The sequence below is a fragment of the Rhodanobacter sp. Root480 genome (assembly GCF_001426645.1).
GTDB classification, from domain to species: Bacteria; Pseudomonadota; Gammaproteobacteria; order Xanthomonadales; family Rhodanobacteraceae; genus Rhodanobacter; species Rhodanobacter ginsenosidimutans.
On record NZ_LMEX01000001.1, the window covers coordinates 1,344,090 to 1,360,703 of the forward strand.

The following is a 16,614-nucleotide window of genomic DNA, read 5'->3' on the forward strand; positions in this document are numbered from 1 at the left end:
ATCGCGACTGAAGTCGCTCCCACAGCGATCAGGAAATGTCGCGTTTCTCGCGACGCAGACGCGTGCCGCGCACGATGCCGTAGACGCTGATCAACAGCCACGCCGCTTCCATCACGAAGGCAGACGTGTTGAAGCTGCCGAACACCAGCGACAGCAGCACGCCCAGCGCACCGAACGCATTCAGCAACTGATACGTCAGGCCATTGCCGTGCAGGCGATGCGCCTGCAACAGCAAGAACGCCAACAGCACCAGCAACACGCCGATGTAGCCGGACCAGTCGTGCCAATAAAGTGTCGTCATCGTTTGGACGTCCGTTGGCGCAAGGCTTCGAACAACGCCACGCCGGTGGCGACGGAAACGTTGAGGCTTTCCATCGTGCCGGGCATGGGAATCTTCGCCACGAAATCGCACAACTCGCGGGTGAGCCGACGAATGCCCTCGCCCTCGCTGCCCAGCACGATGGCCACCGGGCCGTTGAAGTCGACGCCATAGATCGAGGTGTCGGTGTCGCCGGCCAGGCCGGTGATCCACACGCCCGCATCCTTCAGCTCGCGCAGCGTGCGGGCCAGGTTGGTGACGGCGATCAGCGGCACCCGGTCGGCACCGCCGGCCGAAGCACGGCGCACCACCGGGGTGAGCCCCACCGCGCGGTCCTTGGGCACGATCACCGCGGTGACTTTGGCCGCCGCCGCACTGCGCAGGCAAGCACCCAGGTTGTGCGGATCGGTGACGCCGTCGAGCACCAGCACCAGCGCGGTGTTGCCGTCGCGCTCCAGCAGGCCGGCGAGGTCACTCTCATGCGCGGCCGGTGCCGCTTCGTAACGAGCGACCACGCCCTGGTGGCGCGCTTCGCCGGCCAGCCTGTCCAGTTCGTCGCGCGGGCGATGCTGCACAGGAATCTTCAGTTTCTTCGCACGCTCGGCCAGCTCCAGCACGCGCGCGTTGCGCTGGCCGTTTTCCACCAGTACCTCGCGCACGCGCTCGGCATCATTGCTCAGTGCACCTTCGACCGGATTGATGCCTACGATCCAGCTTTCGCTCATTGCTCGCCCTTCGGTTTCTGTTTCGATCGACGCCGGCTGCTGTTGCCGGGCGCGGCTTTTTTCGATGCGCCGGCCGGCTTGGCCTTCGGAGCGACCGCCGCCTTTTCACGCTTGCCCGCGGCTTCCCCGCCCTGCTTGCGCGGGCGGCGGGCCGTAGCGTCGCCTGTCTTCTTCGCAGAGCGCGGGCGCTGGCTGGTGTCGGCCTGCTGGCGTGTGCGCCGTGCGGGCTCGGCAGTGGTGACGGCGGGCGGTGCCGCCTCGGGCGCCGCCACGGCGTCCTTGCGGCCGAACGCGCGGCCGATGGCCTTGGCGGCACGACCGAACATGCCCTGCTTCTTGGCGGCAGCCGCTTTCGGCAGCGAGTAACGCTCGCCGCTGGCGGCATAGTCGTAGGCCTTGCCGCTGGCGACAGGCACCGCCGTGGCGCGCGGTGCCACCAGCCGGAAATCGATCTTGCGATCCTCCAGGCTGGCACGCAGCACCTGGATGCGCACGTGGTCGCCCAGGCGGAACTGCGCGCCGGTGCGCTCGCCCTTCAGCAGTTTGCGGGTGGCGTCAAAGTGGTAGTAGTCGTTGGCCAGCTGGCTGATGTGGACCAGGCCGGAGACTTTCGATGCGTCCAGCTCCACGAACAGCCCGAACGAGGTGACGCCGGTGACCACACCGTCGAATTCCTCGCCCACGTGCTTGGCCATCCAGGCGCACTTGAAGCGCTCGTCCACGTCGCGCTCGGCTTCCTCGGCGCGGCGCTCGCGCTGCGAGCAATGGATCGCCATCGCCGCCATGTCGCTGGGGCTGTAGGTGTAATCGGCGGGTTTGCGGCCGGTCAGCGCGTAACGGATGGCGCGATGCACCAGCAGGTCGGGATAGCGGCGGATCGGCGAGGTGAAGTGCGCGTACGCGGTGAGCGCCAGGCCGAAGTGGCCGCGGTTCTCGGGCTGGTAGGCAGCCATGCTTTGCGAGCGCAGCAGCACGTTCTGGATCAGCTCGCGCTCGGGGCGGTCGTGCACCAGCGCCAGGATTTCGGAGAAATCCGCGGGGGTCACTTCATCCACCGGCGGCATGCGCAACTTGAACTCGCGCAGGAACTGCTGCAGATCCTCGTACTTCTCCGCCGGCGGCGGCTCGTGGGCACGGAACAGCGCGGGGATTTTCTTCTTCTCCAGGAACAGCGCCGCCTGCACGTTGGCGGCGATCATGCATTCCTCGATCAGCTTGTGCGCGTCGTTGCGCTCGGTGGCGCCCATCGACTCCACGCTGCCTGTCTGGTCGAGGCGGAACTTCACCTCGGGCGTCTCGAAATCGATCGCACCACGACGCTTGCGCTGCGCCGCCATCGCCTTGTACAGCGCGTGCAGGTTTTCCAGCTGCGGCAGCACGTCGGCCACTTCGTGGCGTGCATCGGCGTCTTTCAGACCCACCGCCTGCCACACCTTGTCGTAGGTGAGCCGCGCGTGCGACAGCATCACCGCGTCATAGAACTTCGCCTTGCTGACCGCGCCATCGGCGTCGACCACCATGTCGCAGACCATGCACAGCCGGTCGACCTTCGGGTTCAGCGAGCAAATGCCGTTGGACAGCGTCTCCGGCAACATCGGTACCACGAAGCCGGGGAAATAGGTCGAGGTACTGCGTTCGTAGGCCTCGCGATCCAGCGCGTTGCCCACCTGCACGTAGTGCGACACGTCGGCGATGGCCACGATCAACCGCCAGCCGCCACCGCGCTTCGGCTCGGCGTATACCGCATCGTCGAAATCGCGGGCGTCGGCGCCGTCGATGGTGACCAGCGGCAGCTTGCGGATATCGGTGCGGCCTTCGCGCTCGGCGGCGGTCACCACCGATTCCACCTGGGCCGCATCGCGCAGCACGGCGGCAGGCCATTCGTGCGGCAGGTCGTGGCTGGCGATCGCCATTTCCACCACCAGCGACGGCTGCAGGCGCTCGCCCAGCACGGCGCGGATCACGCCCATCGGGCCACGCTGGGCCGTGGGCGGATCGGTGATTTCCGCCACCACGATCTGGCCGGACTGTGCGCCCTGGTCCTCGCCCGGCTTGATCAGCACATCAAGATGCAGGCGGCGATCGTCGGGCGTCACCAGGGTCACGCCGTTCTCGATCACCACGCGGCCGACCAGCCGCGGCGAGCGACGCTCCAGCACTTCGGCGATGGCGCCCTGCCGGCGGCCGCGACGGTCGATGCCGACCACGCTGGCCAGCACGCGGTCACCATGCATCACCGCGCGCATCTGCTGCGGCGACAGATAAAGATCTTCTCCGCCTTCGTCCGGGCGCAGGAAGCCGTAGCCCTCGGCATTGGCCAACACGCGGCCGGCAATCAGGTCGAGCTTCTGCGTCGGCGCGTAGCCGCCGCGACGGCCCAGCAGCAACTGGCCGTCGCGCACCATGGCGGCGAGACGCTTGCGCAGCGCTTCGAGGTCGATTTCCTCAATGATCTGCAACGCCTCGGCGATGCGCGCCTCGGTCAGCAATTCGCCGCGTTCTTCGAGCAGGGCGAGGATCGCCTCGCGGCTGGGGATGGGCCGGTCGTAGCGACGGGCCTCGCGCTCGGCTTGCGGATCGCGCACGGCGCCGACGGCAGCCCGGTTGCGCTTGTCCGCGGGAGCGTTGGCACGCGGCGAGCGGCGGGCCGGTTTCTTCGCGGGCGAGGATTCCGGCGGCTTGCCGGAATGGGGAGGGGTTTTTCTGGTCACTCAGTGTCCTTGTGATGTACGCGACGCGGAGAATGCCACGGCGCGAGGGAAAGGGGGGTGGAAAAGTGTTGACAAGCTATCGGCAGGTGCCTACATTACGCGGCTCACGCAGCTGCTGCAGCGACGTGAGACCCACTGCCCAGGTGGCGGAATTGGTAGACGCACTAGCTTCAGGTGCTAGCGGGGGCAACTCCGTGGAGGTTCGAGTCCTCTTCTGGGCACCAATTGTAAACGAAGGCCGCCTAACAAGGCGGCCTTCGTCTTTTCCGGGTTCGATTAAAGTCAGGAAGGCCGCCTTTCAAAGCGGCCTTCGTCTTTTCCGGGTCTGATTGAAGTCAGGAAGAACCTGCGCCCTGCTCCCTCCCCTGCGCAGCAGGGGAGGGTTGGGGAGGGGTCGCTCTTCGTCAATCCAGGGCAGAAGCCTCACCCTTCCCGACCTCCCCTGCGCGCAGGGAAGGAGCCGCGCCCGTAACCGCCGGCCCCTTCAACTCGATCATGTTGCCCTGCGGGTCGTACAGATAGATCGACGGCCCCTCGCCGCGCGCGCCGTAGCGCGAACCCGACTCGCCGATGCGCACACCATGCGACTTGAGATGAGCCATGATTGCCGCCTCGTCGTACGCCTCCACGCGCAGGCAGATGTGGTCCACGTTGTGACCCTCGGGGCCGGGCGCCGCGCCACCCTGACGACCCAGCTTGCCGTCCATGCTGACCAGGTCGATCAGCGATGCGCCCGCGCGCAACTGCAACAGGCCGATCTCGTCCTGCCGGCGCTCCTCATGGCATCCCAGCACCTCGACGTAGAAGCGCTGCATGGCTTCAATGTCGATGGCGCGAAGCACCACATGGTCGATTTCGCCAATACGGATCATCACCTTTTCCTTGCATGAACCGGTGTCCGAGGATAGCGCCGTCGCGCCGCCAGCCCCTGTATAATCGCCGCGGTAAACGCATGGTGGGAGAAGCGGTCGTCCCTTGCTGGAATTGACTGCTGCCGAAGACGCAACGCCCGTAATCGCTCAGGCCCCCATACCACCGCGCGCAAACACTCTGGAGAGACCGGTTGAATCCGGCGCCGAAGGGGCACGAAGCGACCACAACGGTGCTTCCAAACTCTCAGGCAAAAGGACAGAGGGGCGCCCCGCGTGCGGCACGCACGCTGTCTTCGGATGCCCTGACATGAGCTACCCCACCCATGCCTCGTTGCGCGACCTGGAACACCATGGCGCGTTCATCGAACGTCACATCGGCCCGGACGACACCGAAATCGCCCGCATGCTGCACACGATCGGCCACGCTTCGCTGGAGTCGATGACCGACGCCATCGTGCCCGGCTCGATCAAGTCGACCGCGCCGCTGGCCCTGCCCGAGGCGATCACCGAAGAGGACGCACTGGCCCGAATCCGCGCCATCGCCGACAGGAACCAGGTGTTCCGCAGCTTCATCGGCCAGGGCTACTACGGCACGTTCACGCCCAACGTCATCCTGCGCAACATCCTCGAGAACCCGGCCTGGTACACGGCATACACGCCGTATCAGGCGGAAATCTCGCAGGGCCGCATGGAGGCGCTGATCAACTTCCAGACGCTGTGCGCCGACCTCACCGGCATGGACATCGCCAACGCTTCGCTGCTGGATGAGGCCACCGCCGCGGCCGAGGCGATGACCCTGGCCAGGCGCTCGGCCAAGGCCAAGGGCAACGTCGTGGTGGTGTTTGGCGACGCCCACCCGCAAACCATCGAGGTGATGCGCACGCGCGCCGAGCCACTGGGCCTGGTGATCAAGCTGGCCGACTCGGCCGAGGCGTGGGACGCCGCGATCGCCGCGGACGACTACTTCGCCGCGCTGATCCAGTACCCGGCCAGCAGCGGCTGGCTGATGGACTGGAGCGAAGAGACCACGAAGATCCATGCGAAGAATGCGCTGGCGATTTTCGCCACCGATCTGCTGGCGCTGACCCTGCTCAAGACGCCCGGCGAAATGGGCGCCGACATCGTGATCGGCAACTCGCAGCGCTTCGGCGTGCCGTTCGGTTTCGGCGGCCCGCATGCCGCCTTCATGGCCTGCCGCGATGCGTACAAGCGCTCGATGCCGGGCCGGCTGATCGGCGTGTCGGTGGACGCGCAGGGCAACACGGCCTACCGCCTCACCCTGCAAACGCGCGAGCAGCACATCCGCCGCGAGAAGGCCACCAGCAACATCTGCACCGCCCAGGTATTGCTTGCCGTGATGGCCTCGATGTACGCGGTCTACCACGGCCCGGACGGGCTGGTGCGCATCGCCTCGCGCGTGGCGCGGCTCACCGCGATCCTGAAGGCCGGCCTGCAGCAACTCGGCTTCAGCGCCAGCCACCACGACAGCGCGTTCGACACGATCAGCCTGAAGACCGGCGACCGCACCGACGCCCTCGCCGCCCGCGCGGTGACGCTGGGCGCCAACCTGCGCAAGGCGTGGGGCGAGTACCTGTGCATCTCGCTGGACGAAACCACCACGCGCGCCGACATCGAACTGCTGTGGCGCATCTTCGGCGGCGATGGCGCGACGCTGCCCAGCATCGATGCACTGGACGCCAACGCGCCGTCGCTGATCCCCGAGACGCTGCGGCGCACCTCGCCCTTCCTCACCCACCCGGTGTTCAACAGCCACCACAGCGAGCACGAGATGCTGCGCTACATGCGTGCGCTGGCCGACAAGGATCTGGCGATGGATCGCACGATGATTCCGCTGGGTTCGTGCACCATGAAGCTCAACGCCACCGCCGAGATGATCCCGGTCACCTGGCCGGAATTCGCCAACATCCACCCGTTCGCACCCGCCGCTCAGACGCAGGGCTACCAGGAACTGATCACGGGGCTGGAAGCGCAGCTGGCGGAGATCACCGGCTACGACGCGGTGAGCCTGCAGCCGAACTCCGGCGCCCAGGGCGAATACGCGGGCCTGCTGGCGATTCGCGCGTATCACCAGTCGCGCGGCGAAGGCCATCGCGACATCTGCCTGATCCCCGAATCCGCCCACGGCACCAACCCGGCGTCCGCCCACCTTTGCGGCATGAAGGTGGTGGTCACCAAGTGCGACGCGAACGGCAACGTGGACCTGGAAGACATCCGCGCGCAGGCCGCGAAGCACTCGGCCAACCTCGCCGCGATCATGCTGACCTACCCGTCCACCCACGGCGTGTTCGAGGAAGACGTGGTCGCCATCTGCGACATCGTCCACCAGCACGGCGGGCAGGTGTACACCGACGGCGCCAACATGAACGCGCTGGTCGGCGTGGCCAAGCCCGGCAAGTGGGGCTCGGACGTCAGTCACCTCAACCTGCACAAGACCTTCTGCATCCCGCATGGCGGCGGCGGCCCCGGCGTCGGCCCGTGCGCGGTGCGTTCGCACTTGGCGCCATTCCTGCCGGGCGCGCTGGGCAACGACGGCGCGCGCACCCAGGGCACCGGCAACGGCGCGATGGTCAGCGCCGCCACCTTCGGCAGCGCGTCGATCCTGCCGATCAGCTGGATGTACATCACCCTGATGGGCCAGCAGGGCCTGCGCAAGGCCACGCAAGTGGCGCTGCTCAACGCCAACTACATCGCCAGGCGCCTGGAAGCGCACTATCCCACCCTGTACACCGGCCGCAACGGACTGGTGGCGCATGAGTGCATCCTCGACCTGCGCCCGCTGAAGGACAGCACCGGCATCAGCGCCGAGGACGTGGCCAAGCGGCTGATCGATTTCGGCTTCCACGCACCCACGCTGAGTTTCCCGGTGTCGGGCACGCTGATGGTGGAGCCGACGGAAAGCGAATCGCAGGGCGAACTGGATCGCTTCATCGACGCGATGATCCAGATCCGCGACGAGATCCGCGCCATCGAGAATGGCCAGCTCGACCGCGAGGACAACCCGCTGAAAAACGCGCCGCACACTGCCACCACGGTCACCGCCAGCGAATGGACGCACGCCTACCCGCGCGAACTGGCCGCCTTCCCCTTGGCCAGCCTGAAGCTGCAGAAATACTGGCCGCCGGTAGCCCGCGTCGACAACGTCTACGGCGACAAGAACATCATGTGCGCCTGCATTCCGGTGGACGCGTACAAGGAAGACGTCGAGGCGTAAACCGCCGTTGCATCATCGGAAACGGCAAAGGCCCCGCATGCGGGGCCTTTGCTTGTTGACGCCTGTCGACCATGTCGCCCGCTACGGCTCGTCGGCCATCGCGATGCGGTTGCGGCCCTGCAACTTGGCCTGGTACAGCGCGCGATCCACTGCGTCGATCAACGACAACGGCTCGTCGGCCATGTCGGGGACCACCGCGCCCACACCCAGGCTGACCGTCAGCACCGGGGCCGCGCTGGATTTCTCGTGCGGCATCTGCGTCTGCTCGATCAACTCGCGGCAACGCTCGGCCATGCTGCGAGCGGACTGCGCGTCGGTCTCGGGCAACACCAGCACGAACTCCTCGCCGCCGTAGCGGGCCAGGAAATCGCGCGGCCGGGTGGCCATGGAGTCGAGCAAGGCGCCCACCTGCTTGAGGCAGTTGTCGCCCTGGATATGGCCGTAGTGGTCGTTGTACTGCTTGAAATAATCGATATCGAGCATCACCAGCGACAACGGCTGCCGGCTGCGCTGCGCGCAGCTCCATTCGTTCTTCAGCACCTTGTCGAAACAACGCCGGTTGCCCACGCCGGTTAGGCCGTCCTTGAACGAAAGCCGTTCCAGCTCGCGCTGCATGTTGAGCAGCTTCTCCTCGGTGCGCTTGCGCTCGCTGATGTCGAACATGAAACCGACCAGCGCCTCGACCTCACCCTCGGCGTTGCGCACCACGTGCACCACGTCGCGGATCCACACGTATTCGCCGTTCTTGCTCAGCGCGCGGTAGTCCGCCTCGTGGTCGACGCCGTCCTTCGACTGCGCCACGCAGAAATCCACTACCCAGGCGCGGTCTTCCGGATGCATGCGGTCGACCCAGTCCTGCACGCTTGCCCAGCTTTCCGGCGTCCAGCCGAGCAGGCTCTCGATCTGCGGCCCGATATAGGCAAACGCCATCGTGGCCCAGTCGATCTTCCAGGGAATCGCGTTGGTGGATTCCAGCAACGTCCTGTAGACGTCACCGTCGAGCTCGGTCCTTGCTTCGATGTCCACCATCGTTCCCTCCATCCGATCCAGAGCCGGCATGCCGACGTTTTTTTGATCTTGCAGGAGCCGCGAATCAGGCGATGAGACGCACCGCTGCATGCCGTCCATCCGCGCAAAGTACACCTCAGGGCTGTCCGGCGCGAGCCAGCAAGGCCAGCAGTTGCTGCGGCTCGTCATAGTCAATGCGCTCGCCGGCGCGCAAATCGCGGCGCATCAGGCGAATCATCTGCCGGGTGATCTCCTCGGGGAAATCGCTCGCCGGCTGCCCGGTCACTTCCGCCAGCCGGCCCGCGATCACCGTCGGATCGCTGACTACCGGGCAGACCCGATAACGGTAGCTTCCACCGATCACCCGTGGCGCCAGATCCATGAAGCGGCCCGGGATCTGCCTGAACGAACTCAGGGTGAGGCGGTACGCGTTGTGACCCAGCACCGGCAGGTCGTCGGGCACCGGTTTCAGGTCGTCCAGCTCCTGCAGCCCGGTCGCCAACGGCAACAGCTGGTCCAACTGGTAATCCTGCACATGCGGATTGCCCACGCGCGCCAGGTTGGCGATCAGTTCGCCCAGCGAGGCATGGCCGATGATCGCCGCGCGCTTGGGCAACCCGCCCCAGATGCCATCGGCGCCATTGAGCAGCGCCTCGATCACCGAGGCATTCTCGAAACCGGCGCCGGCATGGATATGCACCAGCAGTTTCAGCGGCGGCGGCAACAGGCTGCGCGCCACCGCCACATAGGCGCCGACCTGGAACGGCAGGTAGCTGCCGCGGTCGTCCTCGAAGGTGACGCCCTCGATCGGCAGCCCCGCCAGCAGGTCGATGATGGAACAGGTCACCTCGGGACATTCGGCGAAGGCATCGCAGCCATCGACAATATTGACCAGGATGCGCGGCCGCGTGCCGTCCTCGCCGCGGATGTTCTGGCACAACCAGTCGATGCTCGCCGGCAGGCTGCGGCGCAGGGTTTCCAGGTCGTATTGCGTACCCCTGCCCGCCTTGGTGATGGAGATCTCTTGCACCGTGTTGGGCACGCCGTACGCACGCAACTTCAACTGCGACGGATCGGGCGTGAACGTGCCACCGGCCGACTGGATACCCATCGCCGTGAACGCGAAGCAGCCGGTCATGTCGACCTGCTGGTCACGCAGGTGTTGCATGAAATCGTCGTCGACCTCGAGCTCCTCCGGCATCGCGTAATCGAGCGTGCCGAGCGAGATATTCCGGAAACCGAACTCGCGCAGCTTCGGCAGGATCGCCAGCTTGTCCGCCAGCGTCTGGCCCAGGTTCGAGCCCACCGGATTTTCCCGCAGTGACAGATCGATCAGGTACGGCTCGATGCGGCGCAGTTGGTCCAGCTTGGCGTCCGCCCGGGCCAGGATGGCATGGGCACGCTCCAGCGCTTGCTGTGTCAGTGGCACGATGGTCCCCTTGTTGACGTCGACGCACGATCGATCGCGGCGCCCGAGATCATACAAGCGGTGTTTGACGCCGCGCTTACTCCTCCACGTAAGTACGCGGCACCCGCTTCAGCGCACACAGCAACTGGTACGCGCTGGTCTCGCAGCGCGCAGCCAGGTCATGCACACGCACCTGCGCACCCCACAACTCGACCCGGCTGCCCAGGCCGGCAGTCGGATGATCGGTGAGATCCACCGTCAGCATGTCCATCGACACGCGGCCGACCAGGTCGCCGGGCTGGCCATCGATGGCTACCGGCGTGCCATTGGGAACGAATTGCGGATAGCCGTCCGCATAACCCATCGCCACCACACCGATGCGGCTGGGCCGGCGGGTGACGAAGCGCGCGCCGTAGCCCACCGGTTCGCCCACGCCGAGGTCACGTACGCTGATGATTCCCGACTCCACCGTCATCACCGGGCGCAAGCGGTCTGCCACGGGATGGGTGCCGGCAAACGGCGAGGCGCCGTACAGCATCAGGCCAGGCCGCGACCAGTCGCCATGCACATCCGGCCAGCCCAGCAGTGCGGGCGAGTTTTCCAGGCTGGTCGGCAGCGACGCCTCCGCGCAAACCTGGTTGAACAGCGCCAGCTGCTGCCCGGTGCGGTCGCAATCCAGTTCGTCGGCGCGGGCGAAATGAGTCATCGCCACCACTTCACCAACGTGCGGCATTGCCTGCAGGCGATGCAGCGCGGCGCCGTAATCCTGCGCCGCCAGACCCAGCCGATGCATGCCCGAATCAAGCTTCAGCCATACCGTGAACGGCTTCGCCGGCCGCGCGCGCTCGATGGCGTCGATCTGCCAGTCTGCCTGCACCACGAACCACAGGTCGTGGGCTTCGATCAACGCCAGCTCGGACGCTTCGAAAAAACCCTCCAGCAGCAGGATCGGCGCGCGTATGCCGGCCTCGCGCAGCTCCAGCGCTTCCTCGATGCAGGCCACGCCAAAACCATCGGCTTCGGGTTCCAGCGCGCGGGCACAGCGCACCGCGCCGTGACCATAGGCGTCGGCCTTGACCACGGCCAGCGCCTTGCGGCCGCCCAACTCGCGTGCGAGGCGATAGTTGTGGCGCAACGCGGCCAGATCGATGAGCGCACGTGCCGGGCGCATCAAGCGTTCGCCCCCGCAGCACGCGTGCCGTAGCGGGAAATATCCAGGCCTTCGCCACTGATCTGCGGCGGCCGCCCGGTCATCAGGTCGGCCAGGTAGCGACCCGAGCCGCAGGCCATGGTCCAGCCCAGCGTGCCGTGACCGGTGTTGAGGTAGAGGTTGTCGAGGCGGGTGGCGCCGACCACGGGCGTACCATCCGGCGTCGCCGGGCGCAGGCCAGTCCAGAACGAGGCGCGGGTCAGGTCGCCGCCATGGGGGTACAGGTCGTTGATCACTTTCTCCAGCGTCGCGCGCCGGCGTGGCGACAGCGACAGATCGAAGCCGGCGACCTCGGCCATGCCGCCAACGCGGATGCGCTGGCCAAGCCGGGTCACGGCAACTTTGTAGGTTTCGTCAAGGATAGTGGAGGTTGGGGCCATTGCCGGGTCGGTAATCGGCACTGTCAGCGAATAGCCCTTCAACGGATAGACCGGCAACCGAATGCCCAGCGGTACCAGCAGCCGCGGCGAATAGCTGCCCAGCGCCAGCACGTAGCGATCGGCGCGTTCCGTTTGGCCGTCTATCCGTACGCCGGTGATGCGGCCGCCATCGTGCTCGAACCTCTCGATGGTGGCACCGAAGCGGAACTCGACACCGGCCGCCTGCGCGCGCTCGGCCAGGCGCCGGGTGAACAGCTCGCAATCGCCGGTTTCGTCGTGAGGCAGGCGCAAGGCGCCGCTCAACTGGTCGACCACGCCGGCCAGCGCCGGCTCGGCCCGCACGATGCCGGCGCGGTCCAGCAGTTCGTACGGTACGCCGTACTGATCGAGCACGGCCGTGTCCTTGTCCGCCCCGTCAAGCTGTGCCTGGGTGCGGAACACCTGCATGGTGCCCAACTGGCGGCCTTCGTATTCCAGCCCCGTTTCCTTGCGCAGCTCATCCAGGCAGTCGCGGCTGTACTCGGACAGGCGCACCATCCGCGCCTTGTTGATGGCGTAGCGGCTGGCCGTGCAGTTGCGCAACATCTGCAGCAGCCACAGGTATTGCTGCGGATCGAGGCCGGGCCGGATCGCCAGCGGCGCGTGACGCATGAACAGCCACTTCAACGCCTTCAGCGGCACCCCCGGGGCGGCCCATGGCGACGCATAGCCGGGGGAAATCTGGCCGGCGTTGGCGAAGCTGGTTTCCAGCCCGGGCCCCGGCTGGCGATCGACCACGGTGACCTCAAACCCGGCGCGCGCCAGATACCACGCGCTGCAGACGCCGATCACGCCACTGCCCAATATCAATACCCGCATTGCCCTCGCCCGCCCTGTCGTTCGCCCGCACCTGCGCGGGAATCGGAGGCGAGTATAGGAAGGTTCGACCAGGCTTGTTTTCCGTCTTTTGTGCCAATGACAGGTAAAATCACTGCCAAACAGGCAAGCAACGGAGCTTTCATGGCCGGCCAACGCCGCAACTTCGACAAAATCGACCGGAAAATCCTGCGCGTGCTGCAGGAAGAGGGCCGCATATCGTTCACCGACCTGGGCGAGCGGGTCGGCCTTTCCACCACGCCCTGCACCGAACGCGTGCGCCGACTGGAACGCGACGGCGTGATCACCGGCTACCACGCGCGGCTCGATCCGCAACTGGTCGGCGCCGGCCTGCTGGTGTTCGTGGAGATCAGCCTGGCCTACAAATCAGGCGACATCTTCGAGGAATTCCGCACCGCCGCGCTGCGCCTGCCCAACGTACTGGAATGCCACCTGGTCTCCGGCGCGTTCGATTACCTGATCAAGGCGCGCATCTCCGGCATGGCGTCGTACCGCAAGTTGCTGGGTAGCACCTTGCTGACGCTGCCCAACGTGCGCGACTCGAAAAGCTACATCGTGATGGAAGAAGCCAAGGAAACCCTGACCCTGCCCATCGGCGACCGCATCGGTCGCGCCGAGGGCGGGCGGGATGGCAAGGGCGACTCAGGGCCATGAGCGGCCGAGGTTGTCGCTCACAGCGTCTGAAAATCCTGCCCATGCCAGGCAGCATGTACACGTGGCTGGATGCAGCGTGCACAAACCCCGGAATCAACGCGACGCCAGCGGACGACTGAAACCCGCCTCCATTCGCTGCATGCAGTGATGCAAGGCCTGCTTCACGACAGGTGCTTCCTCAAGCAGGTCGGCGTGGGTTTGCAGCTGCTGCGCGCAGGCCTCCAACAATTGCCGAACCCGTTCGCGCGGCTGCTCGATATCGCAGCGTCCGGCCAGCTCCAGCAGATGCAGCCGCGCTGCCTGGAAGCTCTTGCTGCCTCCGAGAGTGAGCGCCAGCGCATCGTCGGGAAGGTACGCGGTGGTGTTGACGATGTCATAGGCCGGCGCAATGCGGCAGTCGGCTGCGGCGGGGTGGGTGTAGAGCAAACCGAAGTTCTTCAAGTGTGCATCACCGTTTCCCACGATCACCGACAGCGCCACCATGTCGAACAACTGGGTCAGCGCCGCCCGTACGTTTTCGGCCGGGCAGTTGTTGCGGATGACCCTGGCCAGGCGCTCATAGCTGCCTTCATACTTTTGCGGCGTACCCAGCCCCATCAGCGTCGCCATGTCCTCGAAGCCCAACGGCATCCCGTCGTCATGTCGGCGATCGAAACGACGCATCACGAACAGGTCGTGTCGGTCGGACAGATAAAACTCGGGCACGGGAATGTTGGCGGCGCGCGCGATCGACATGCATACGAACTCATTGATCGCCAGTCCCGGGTACTGCACCTGGCCGCTTTTCACGATCAGGTCGCCGGCGATCAAGGTGGCTTTCGATGCCGGAGGCTCGAACCGCTCGGGTACCAGTACCTTCGGCTGCACGCCCGAAACGCCAGTGCGCAACAGATAGCGTTCCACCAATTCGGTAAACAGATTTTCGGTGCCGTCCCACGCGAGGATCTCTGCCAACCGCTCACCTTTCGCCGCCGTTTTCGTCTTGCCGAACAGATGCTCGATCTCCGGCGATTGCACGCACAAACGACCGATCGCGCCATCGTTCCCGGTGAGCGCAAGCAGCAACATGGGATCGAAATGGCTGAGTTTGGCCAGACGCAGGCGCAGCTGCTCCAACACGAAACCCTCTGGCAGGCTTTGCTGAAAGATCGGCAGCAGTTGGGTGGCGCGGTACTGATCGCGCCGCACCGGCATGGTCAGGCTTACCGCGACATCAGGGGTGCTGCCCGAATAGCGAAATTCATAGTGCCCGGCTTCATGATGCAGGTCGCCGCTCACGCCCTGCGGCGTCAACACCTGCGCAAGCACGACGGTGGCCGTTTCCCTACTCACGGTAATGCTCCGCGAGCTCCTCAAAGGCCGGGCGTTGCGCCGGCTCCAGCCGGAACGCCACATCCAGCGCCGCCGCGATCCGGGCGTAACTTTCGAAAGCCACCGAGCCCCTGCCCTGTTCCAGCAGCACGAGCTTGGAGCGCGCCATGCCGGCGCGCTCAGCCAGAGCAGCCTGGGTAAGGCCCCGGCGTTTGCGCAATTCGCGGATCTGGCGGCCCGTGTCGCGTAGAAGGAAATCGATATCCATGTCTCGAATATCAGACATCCATCTCTAAATGTCCAGCTTGACAGTCATTTAGTTTATGAATCCAGACCACCTCCGCCGCGGCGGGAACGAAGCCATTCCCAGGGTGCGGCGATGAGTTCGATCAACATGCAATGTCGATCAACCTTCCGCACCGCATCACATGGGAATGGGTGATCCGCGGCCTGCACGCGCGGCCCAAAGAAAAACCCCGCGTTTCCACAACGCGGGGTTCGTCAGTCCCGAGCCTCGCGATGCAAGACCCGCCTGTCGCGCGATCAGCCGTGATCAGGCGAACGGATCATCCAGGCTGATGGTGTCGTCGCGGTCGGCACCGGTGGCCACCAGGGCCAGGCGGCAGCCGGAGAGTTCCTCCACCGCGCGCAGGTAGGCGCGGGCGGCGGCGGGGAGCTTGTTCCAGTCGCGGATGCCGGCGGTGGATTCCTCCCAACCGGGGAACTCCAGGTACACCGGCTTGCACTCTTCCCAGCCGTCCGCGTCCAGCGGCGCCAGTTCGCGGCGCTTGCCGCGGTATTCGTAGGCGACGCAGACCTTGATGCTGGGCAAGCCGTCCAGCACGTCGAGCTTGGTGATGGCCAGGCCGTTGATGCCGTTGATCTGCACGGCGCGCTTCAACGCCACCAGGTCGATCCAGCCGCAGCGGCGCGGACGACCAGTGCTGGCGCCGAACTCGTTGCCCTTCTTGCGCAGCAGCTCGCCCATCTCGTCATTGAGCTCGGTGGGGAACGGGCCGCTGCCGACGCGCGTGGCGTAGGCCTTGCAGATACCCAGCACGTAGTCGATGTCGCCCGCGCCCACGCCGGTGCCGGCCAGCGCGCCGCCCACGGTGGTGTTGGACGAGGTGACGTAGGGATAGGTGCCGTGGTCGATATCCAGCAGCGCGCCTTGCGCGCCTTCATACAGGATGTTGCCGCCGTCACGGCGCACGTCGTGCAGGATGGTGGCCACGTCGTCGACCAGCGGGCGGATGTATTCGCCCCAGGCCAACGCGTCCTTCAACACGGTGTCGTAGTCGACCGGTTCGGCCTTCAGCCACTGGGTGAGGATGAAGTTGTGGTACTCGACGGCAGTCTTCAGCAGTGCCGGCAGCTCGTGCGGGTACATCAGGTCGGCCACGCGCACGCTGCGGCGGGCCACCTTGTCTTCGTACGCCGGGCCGATGCCGCGGCCGGTGGTGCCGATGGCCTTGCCGCCGGCGGCAATCTCGCGCGCCTTATCGACCGCGATGTGGTACGGCATGATCAGCGGCGTGGCCGGGCTGATCTTCACGCGCGAACGCACCTCGACGCCGTTGGCTTCCAGCTCCGCGATCTCGCTGATCAGCGCTTCGGGCGACAGCACCACGCCATTGCCGATCAGGCACAGCGCGTCGTCGCGCAGGATGCCCGAGGGGATCAGGTGCAGCACGGTCTTCTTGCCCTTGATCACCAGCGTGTGGCCGGCATTGTGGCCACCCTGGAAACGCGCCACCGCGCTGACCCGCTCGGTCAGCAGGTCGACGATCTTGCCCTTGCCTTCGTCGCCCCATTGCGCGCCAAGGATTACGACTGACTTGCCCATGATCTTCTCGCTCACTATGCGTTGATTCCACGCGGGAACCGGGAAATAACTCGCGCATCCGG

Annotated in this window: 13 protein-coding genes, 1 tRNA gene and 1 riboswitch; of the genes, 3 read left to right on the top strand and 11 right to left on the bottom strand. The window is 65.9% G+C overall.

Annotated features, from left to right (window positions below; translation table 11 throughout):
* Positions 1–28: 28 nt before the first annotated feature.
* Genes ASD22_RS06335 through rnr form a run of 3 tightly spaced genes read right to left on the bottom strand, consistent with a single transcriptional unit; the run spans position 29 to position 3,629 of the window.
* The gene (locus tag ASD22_RS06335; RefSeq protein ID WP_056080354.1) at positions 29–301 is read right to left on the bottom strand and encodes a hypothetical protein; all 273 of its coding nucleotides are present in this window, start codon (positions 299–301) and stop codon (positions 29–31) included.
* The gene (gene rlmB / locus ASD22_RS06340; protein ID WP_056080357.1) at positions 298–1,044 is read right to left on the bottom strand and encodes a 23S rRNA (guanosine(2251)-2'-O)-methyltransferase RlmB; all 747 of its coding nucleotides are present in this window, start codon (positions 1,042–1,044) and stop codon (positions 298–300) included. Before rlmB ends, ASD22_RS06335 begins: the two co-directional genes overlap by 4 nt.
* The gene (rnr, locus tag ASD22_RS06345; protein ID WP_056081059.1) at positions 1,041–3,629 is read right to left on the bottom strand and encodes a ribonuclease R; all 2,589 of its coding nucleotides are present in this window, start codon (positions 3,627–3,629) and stop codon (positions 1,041–1,043) included. Before rnr ends, rlmB begins: the two co-directional genes overlap by 4 nt.
* 263 nt (positions 3,630–3,892) lie before the next feature.
* On the opposite strand from rnr, the gene ASD22_RS06350 reads away from it, so the two are divergent.
* Positions 3,893–3,979: transfer RNA gene (locus tag ASD22_RS06350), tRNA-Leu, on the top strand.
* Between the two features lie 180 nt (positions 3,980–4,159).
* Here ASD22_RS06350 and ASD22_RS06355 read toward each other — a convergent pair.
* Entirely contained in the window at positions 4,160–4,627 is a 468-nt protein-coding gene (locus ASD22_RS06355) for a VOC family protein (RefSeq protein ID WP_056080360.1), read from the bottom strand.
* 168 nt (positions 4,628–4,795) lie between these two features.
* A riboswitch (glycine riboswitch) is annotated at positions 4,796–4,897 on the top strand.
* A gap of 37 nt (positions 4,898–4,934) precedes the next feature.
* Here ASD22_RS06355 and gcvP point away from each other — a divergent pair.
* Complete coding sequence (gene gcvP / locus ASD22_RS06360) at positions 4,935–7,859, top strand: aminomethyl-transferring glycine dehydrogenase (protein WP_056080363.1); 2,925 nt, start codon at positions 4,935–4,937, stop codon at positions 7,857–7,859.
* Positions 7,860–7,940: 81 nt separating this feature from the next.
* Here gcvP and ASD22_RS06365 read toward each other — a convergent pair whose 3' ends face one another.
* From ASD22_RS06365 to ASD22_RS06380, 4 genes are all read right to left on the bottom strand, one after another.
* The gene (locus ASD22_RS06365) at positions 7,941–8,888 is read right to left on the bottom strand and encodes a sensor domain-containing diguanylate cyclase (RefSeq protein ID WP_056080365.1); all 948 of its coding nucleotides are present in this window, start codon (positions 8,886–8,888) and stop codon (positions 7,941–7,943) included.
* 115 nt (positions 8,889–9,003) lie between these two features.
* On the bottom strand, positions 9,004–10,296 hold the full coding sequence (locus tag ASD22_RS06370) for a homocitrate synthase (protein ID WP_056081062.1): 1,293 nt from the start codon (positions 10,294–10,296) through the stop codon (positions 9,004–9,006).
* A 76-nt stretch (positions 10,297–10,372) separates the two neighbouring features.
* Positions 10,373–11,446 carry an alanine racemase gene (gene alr / locus ASD22_RS06375; RefSeq protein ID WP_056081065.1) on the bottom strand — a complete coding sequence of 358 codons (1,074 nt, stop codon included), beginning with the start codon at positions 11,444–11,446 and terminating at the stop codon, positions 10,373–10,375.
* A complete protein-coding gene (locus tag ASD22_RS06380; protein ID WP_056080368.1) occupies positions 11,446–12,723 on the bottom strand; it encodes a D-amino acid dehydrogenase in 1,278 nt (425 codons plus the stop codon). The genes alr and ASD22_RS06380 overlap by 1 nt, the downstream gene beginning before the upstream one ends.
* Positions 12,724–12,864: 141 nt before the next feature.
* On the opposite strand from ASD22_RS06380, the gene ASD22_RS06385 reads away from it, so the two are divergent.
* Positions 12,865–13,395: a winged helix-turn-helix transcriptional regulator gene (locus ASD22_RS06385; protein WP_056080372.1), complete on the top strand. Its 531-nt coding sequence runs from the start codon at positions 12,865–12,867 to the stop codon at positions 13,393–13,395.
* 93 nt (positions 13,396–13,488) lie between these two features.
* Here ASD22_RS06385 and ASD22_RS06390 read toward each other — a convergent pair whose 3' ends face one another.
* The 3 genes from ASD22_RS06390 to ASD22_RS06400 all read right to left on the bottom strand — a co-directional run bounded on the left by ASD22_RS06390 (position 13,489) and on the right by ASD22_RS06400 (position 16,552).
* Positions 13,489–14,790 (bottom strand): type II toxin-antitoxin system HipA family toxin, encoded by a 1,302-nt coding sequence (locus ASD22_RS06390; RefSeq protein WP_082520136.1) that lies wholly within the window; start codon positions 14,788–14,790, stop codon positions 13,489–13,491.
* Complete coding sequence (locus ASD22_RS06395) at positions 14,720–14,974, bottom strand: helix-turn-helix transcriptional regulator (protein WP_056080377.1); 255 nt, start codon at positions 14,972–14,974, stop codon at positions 14,720–14,722. Before ASD22_RS06395 ends, ASD22_RS06390 begins: the two co-directional genes overlap by 71 nt.
* Positions 14,975–15,259: 285 nt before the next feature.
* Positions 15,260–16,552: an adenylosuccinate synthase gene (locus ASD22_RS06400; RefSeq protein WP_056081068.1), complete on the bottom strand. Its 1,293-nt coding sequence runs from the start codon at positions 16,550–16,552 to the stop codon at positions 15,260–15,262.
* Positions 16,553–16,614: the final 62 nt, after the last annotated feature.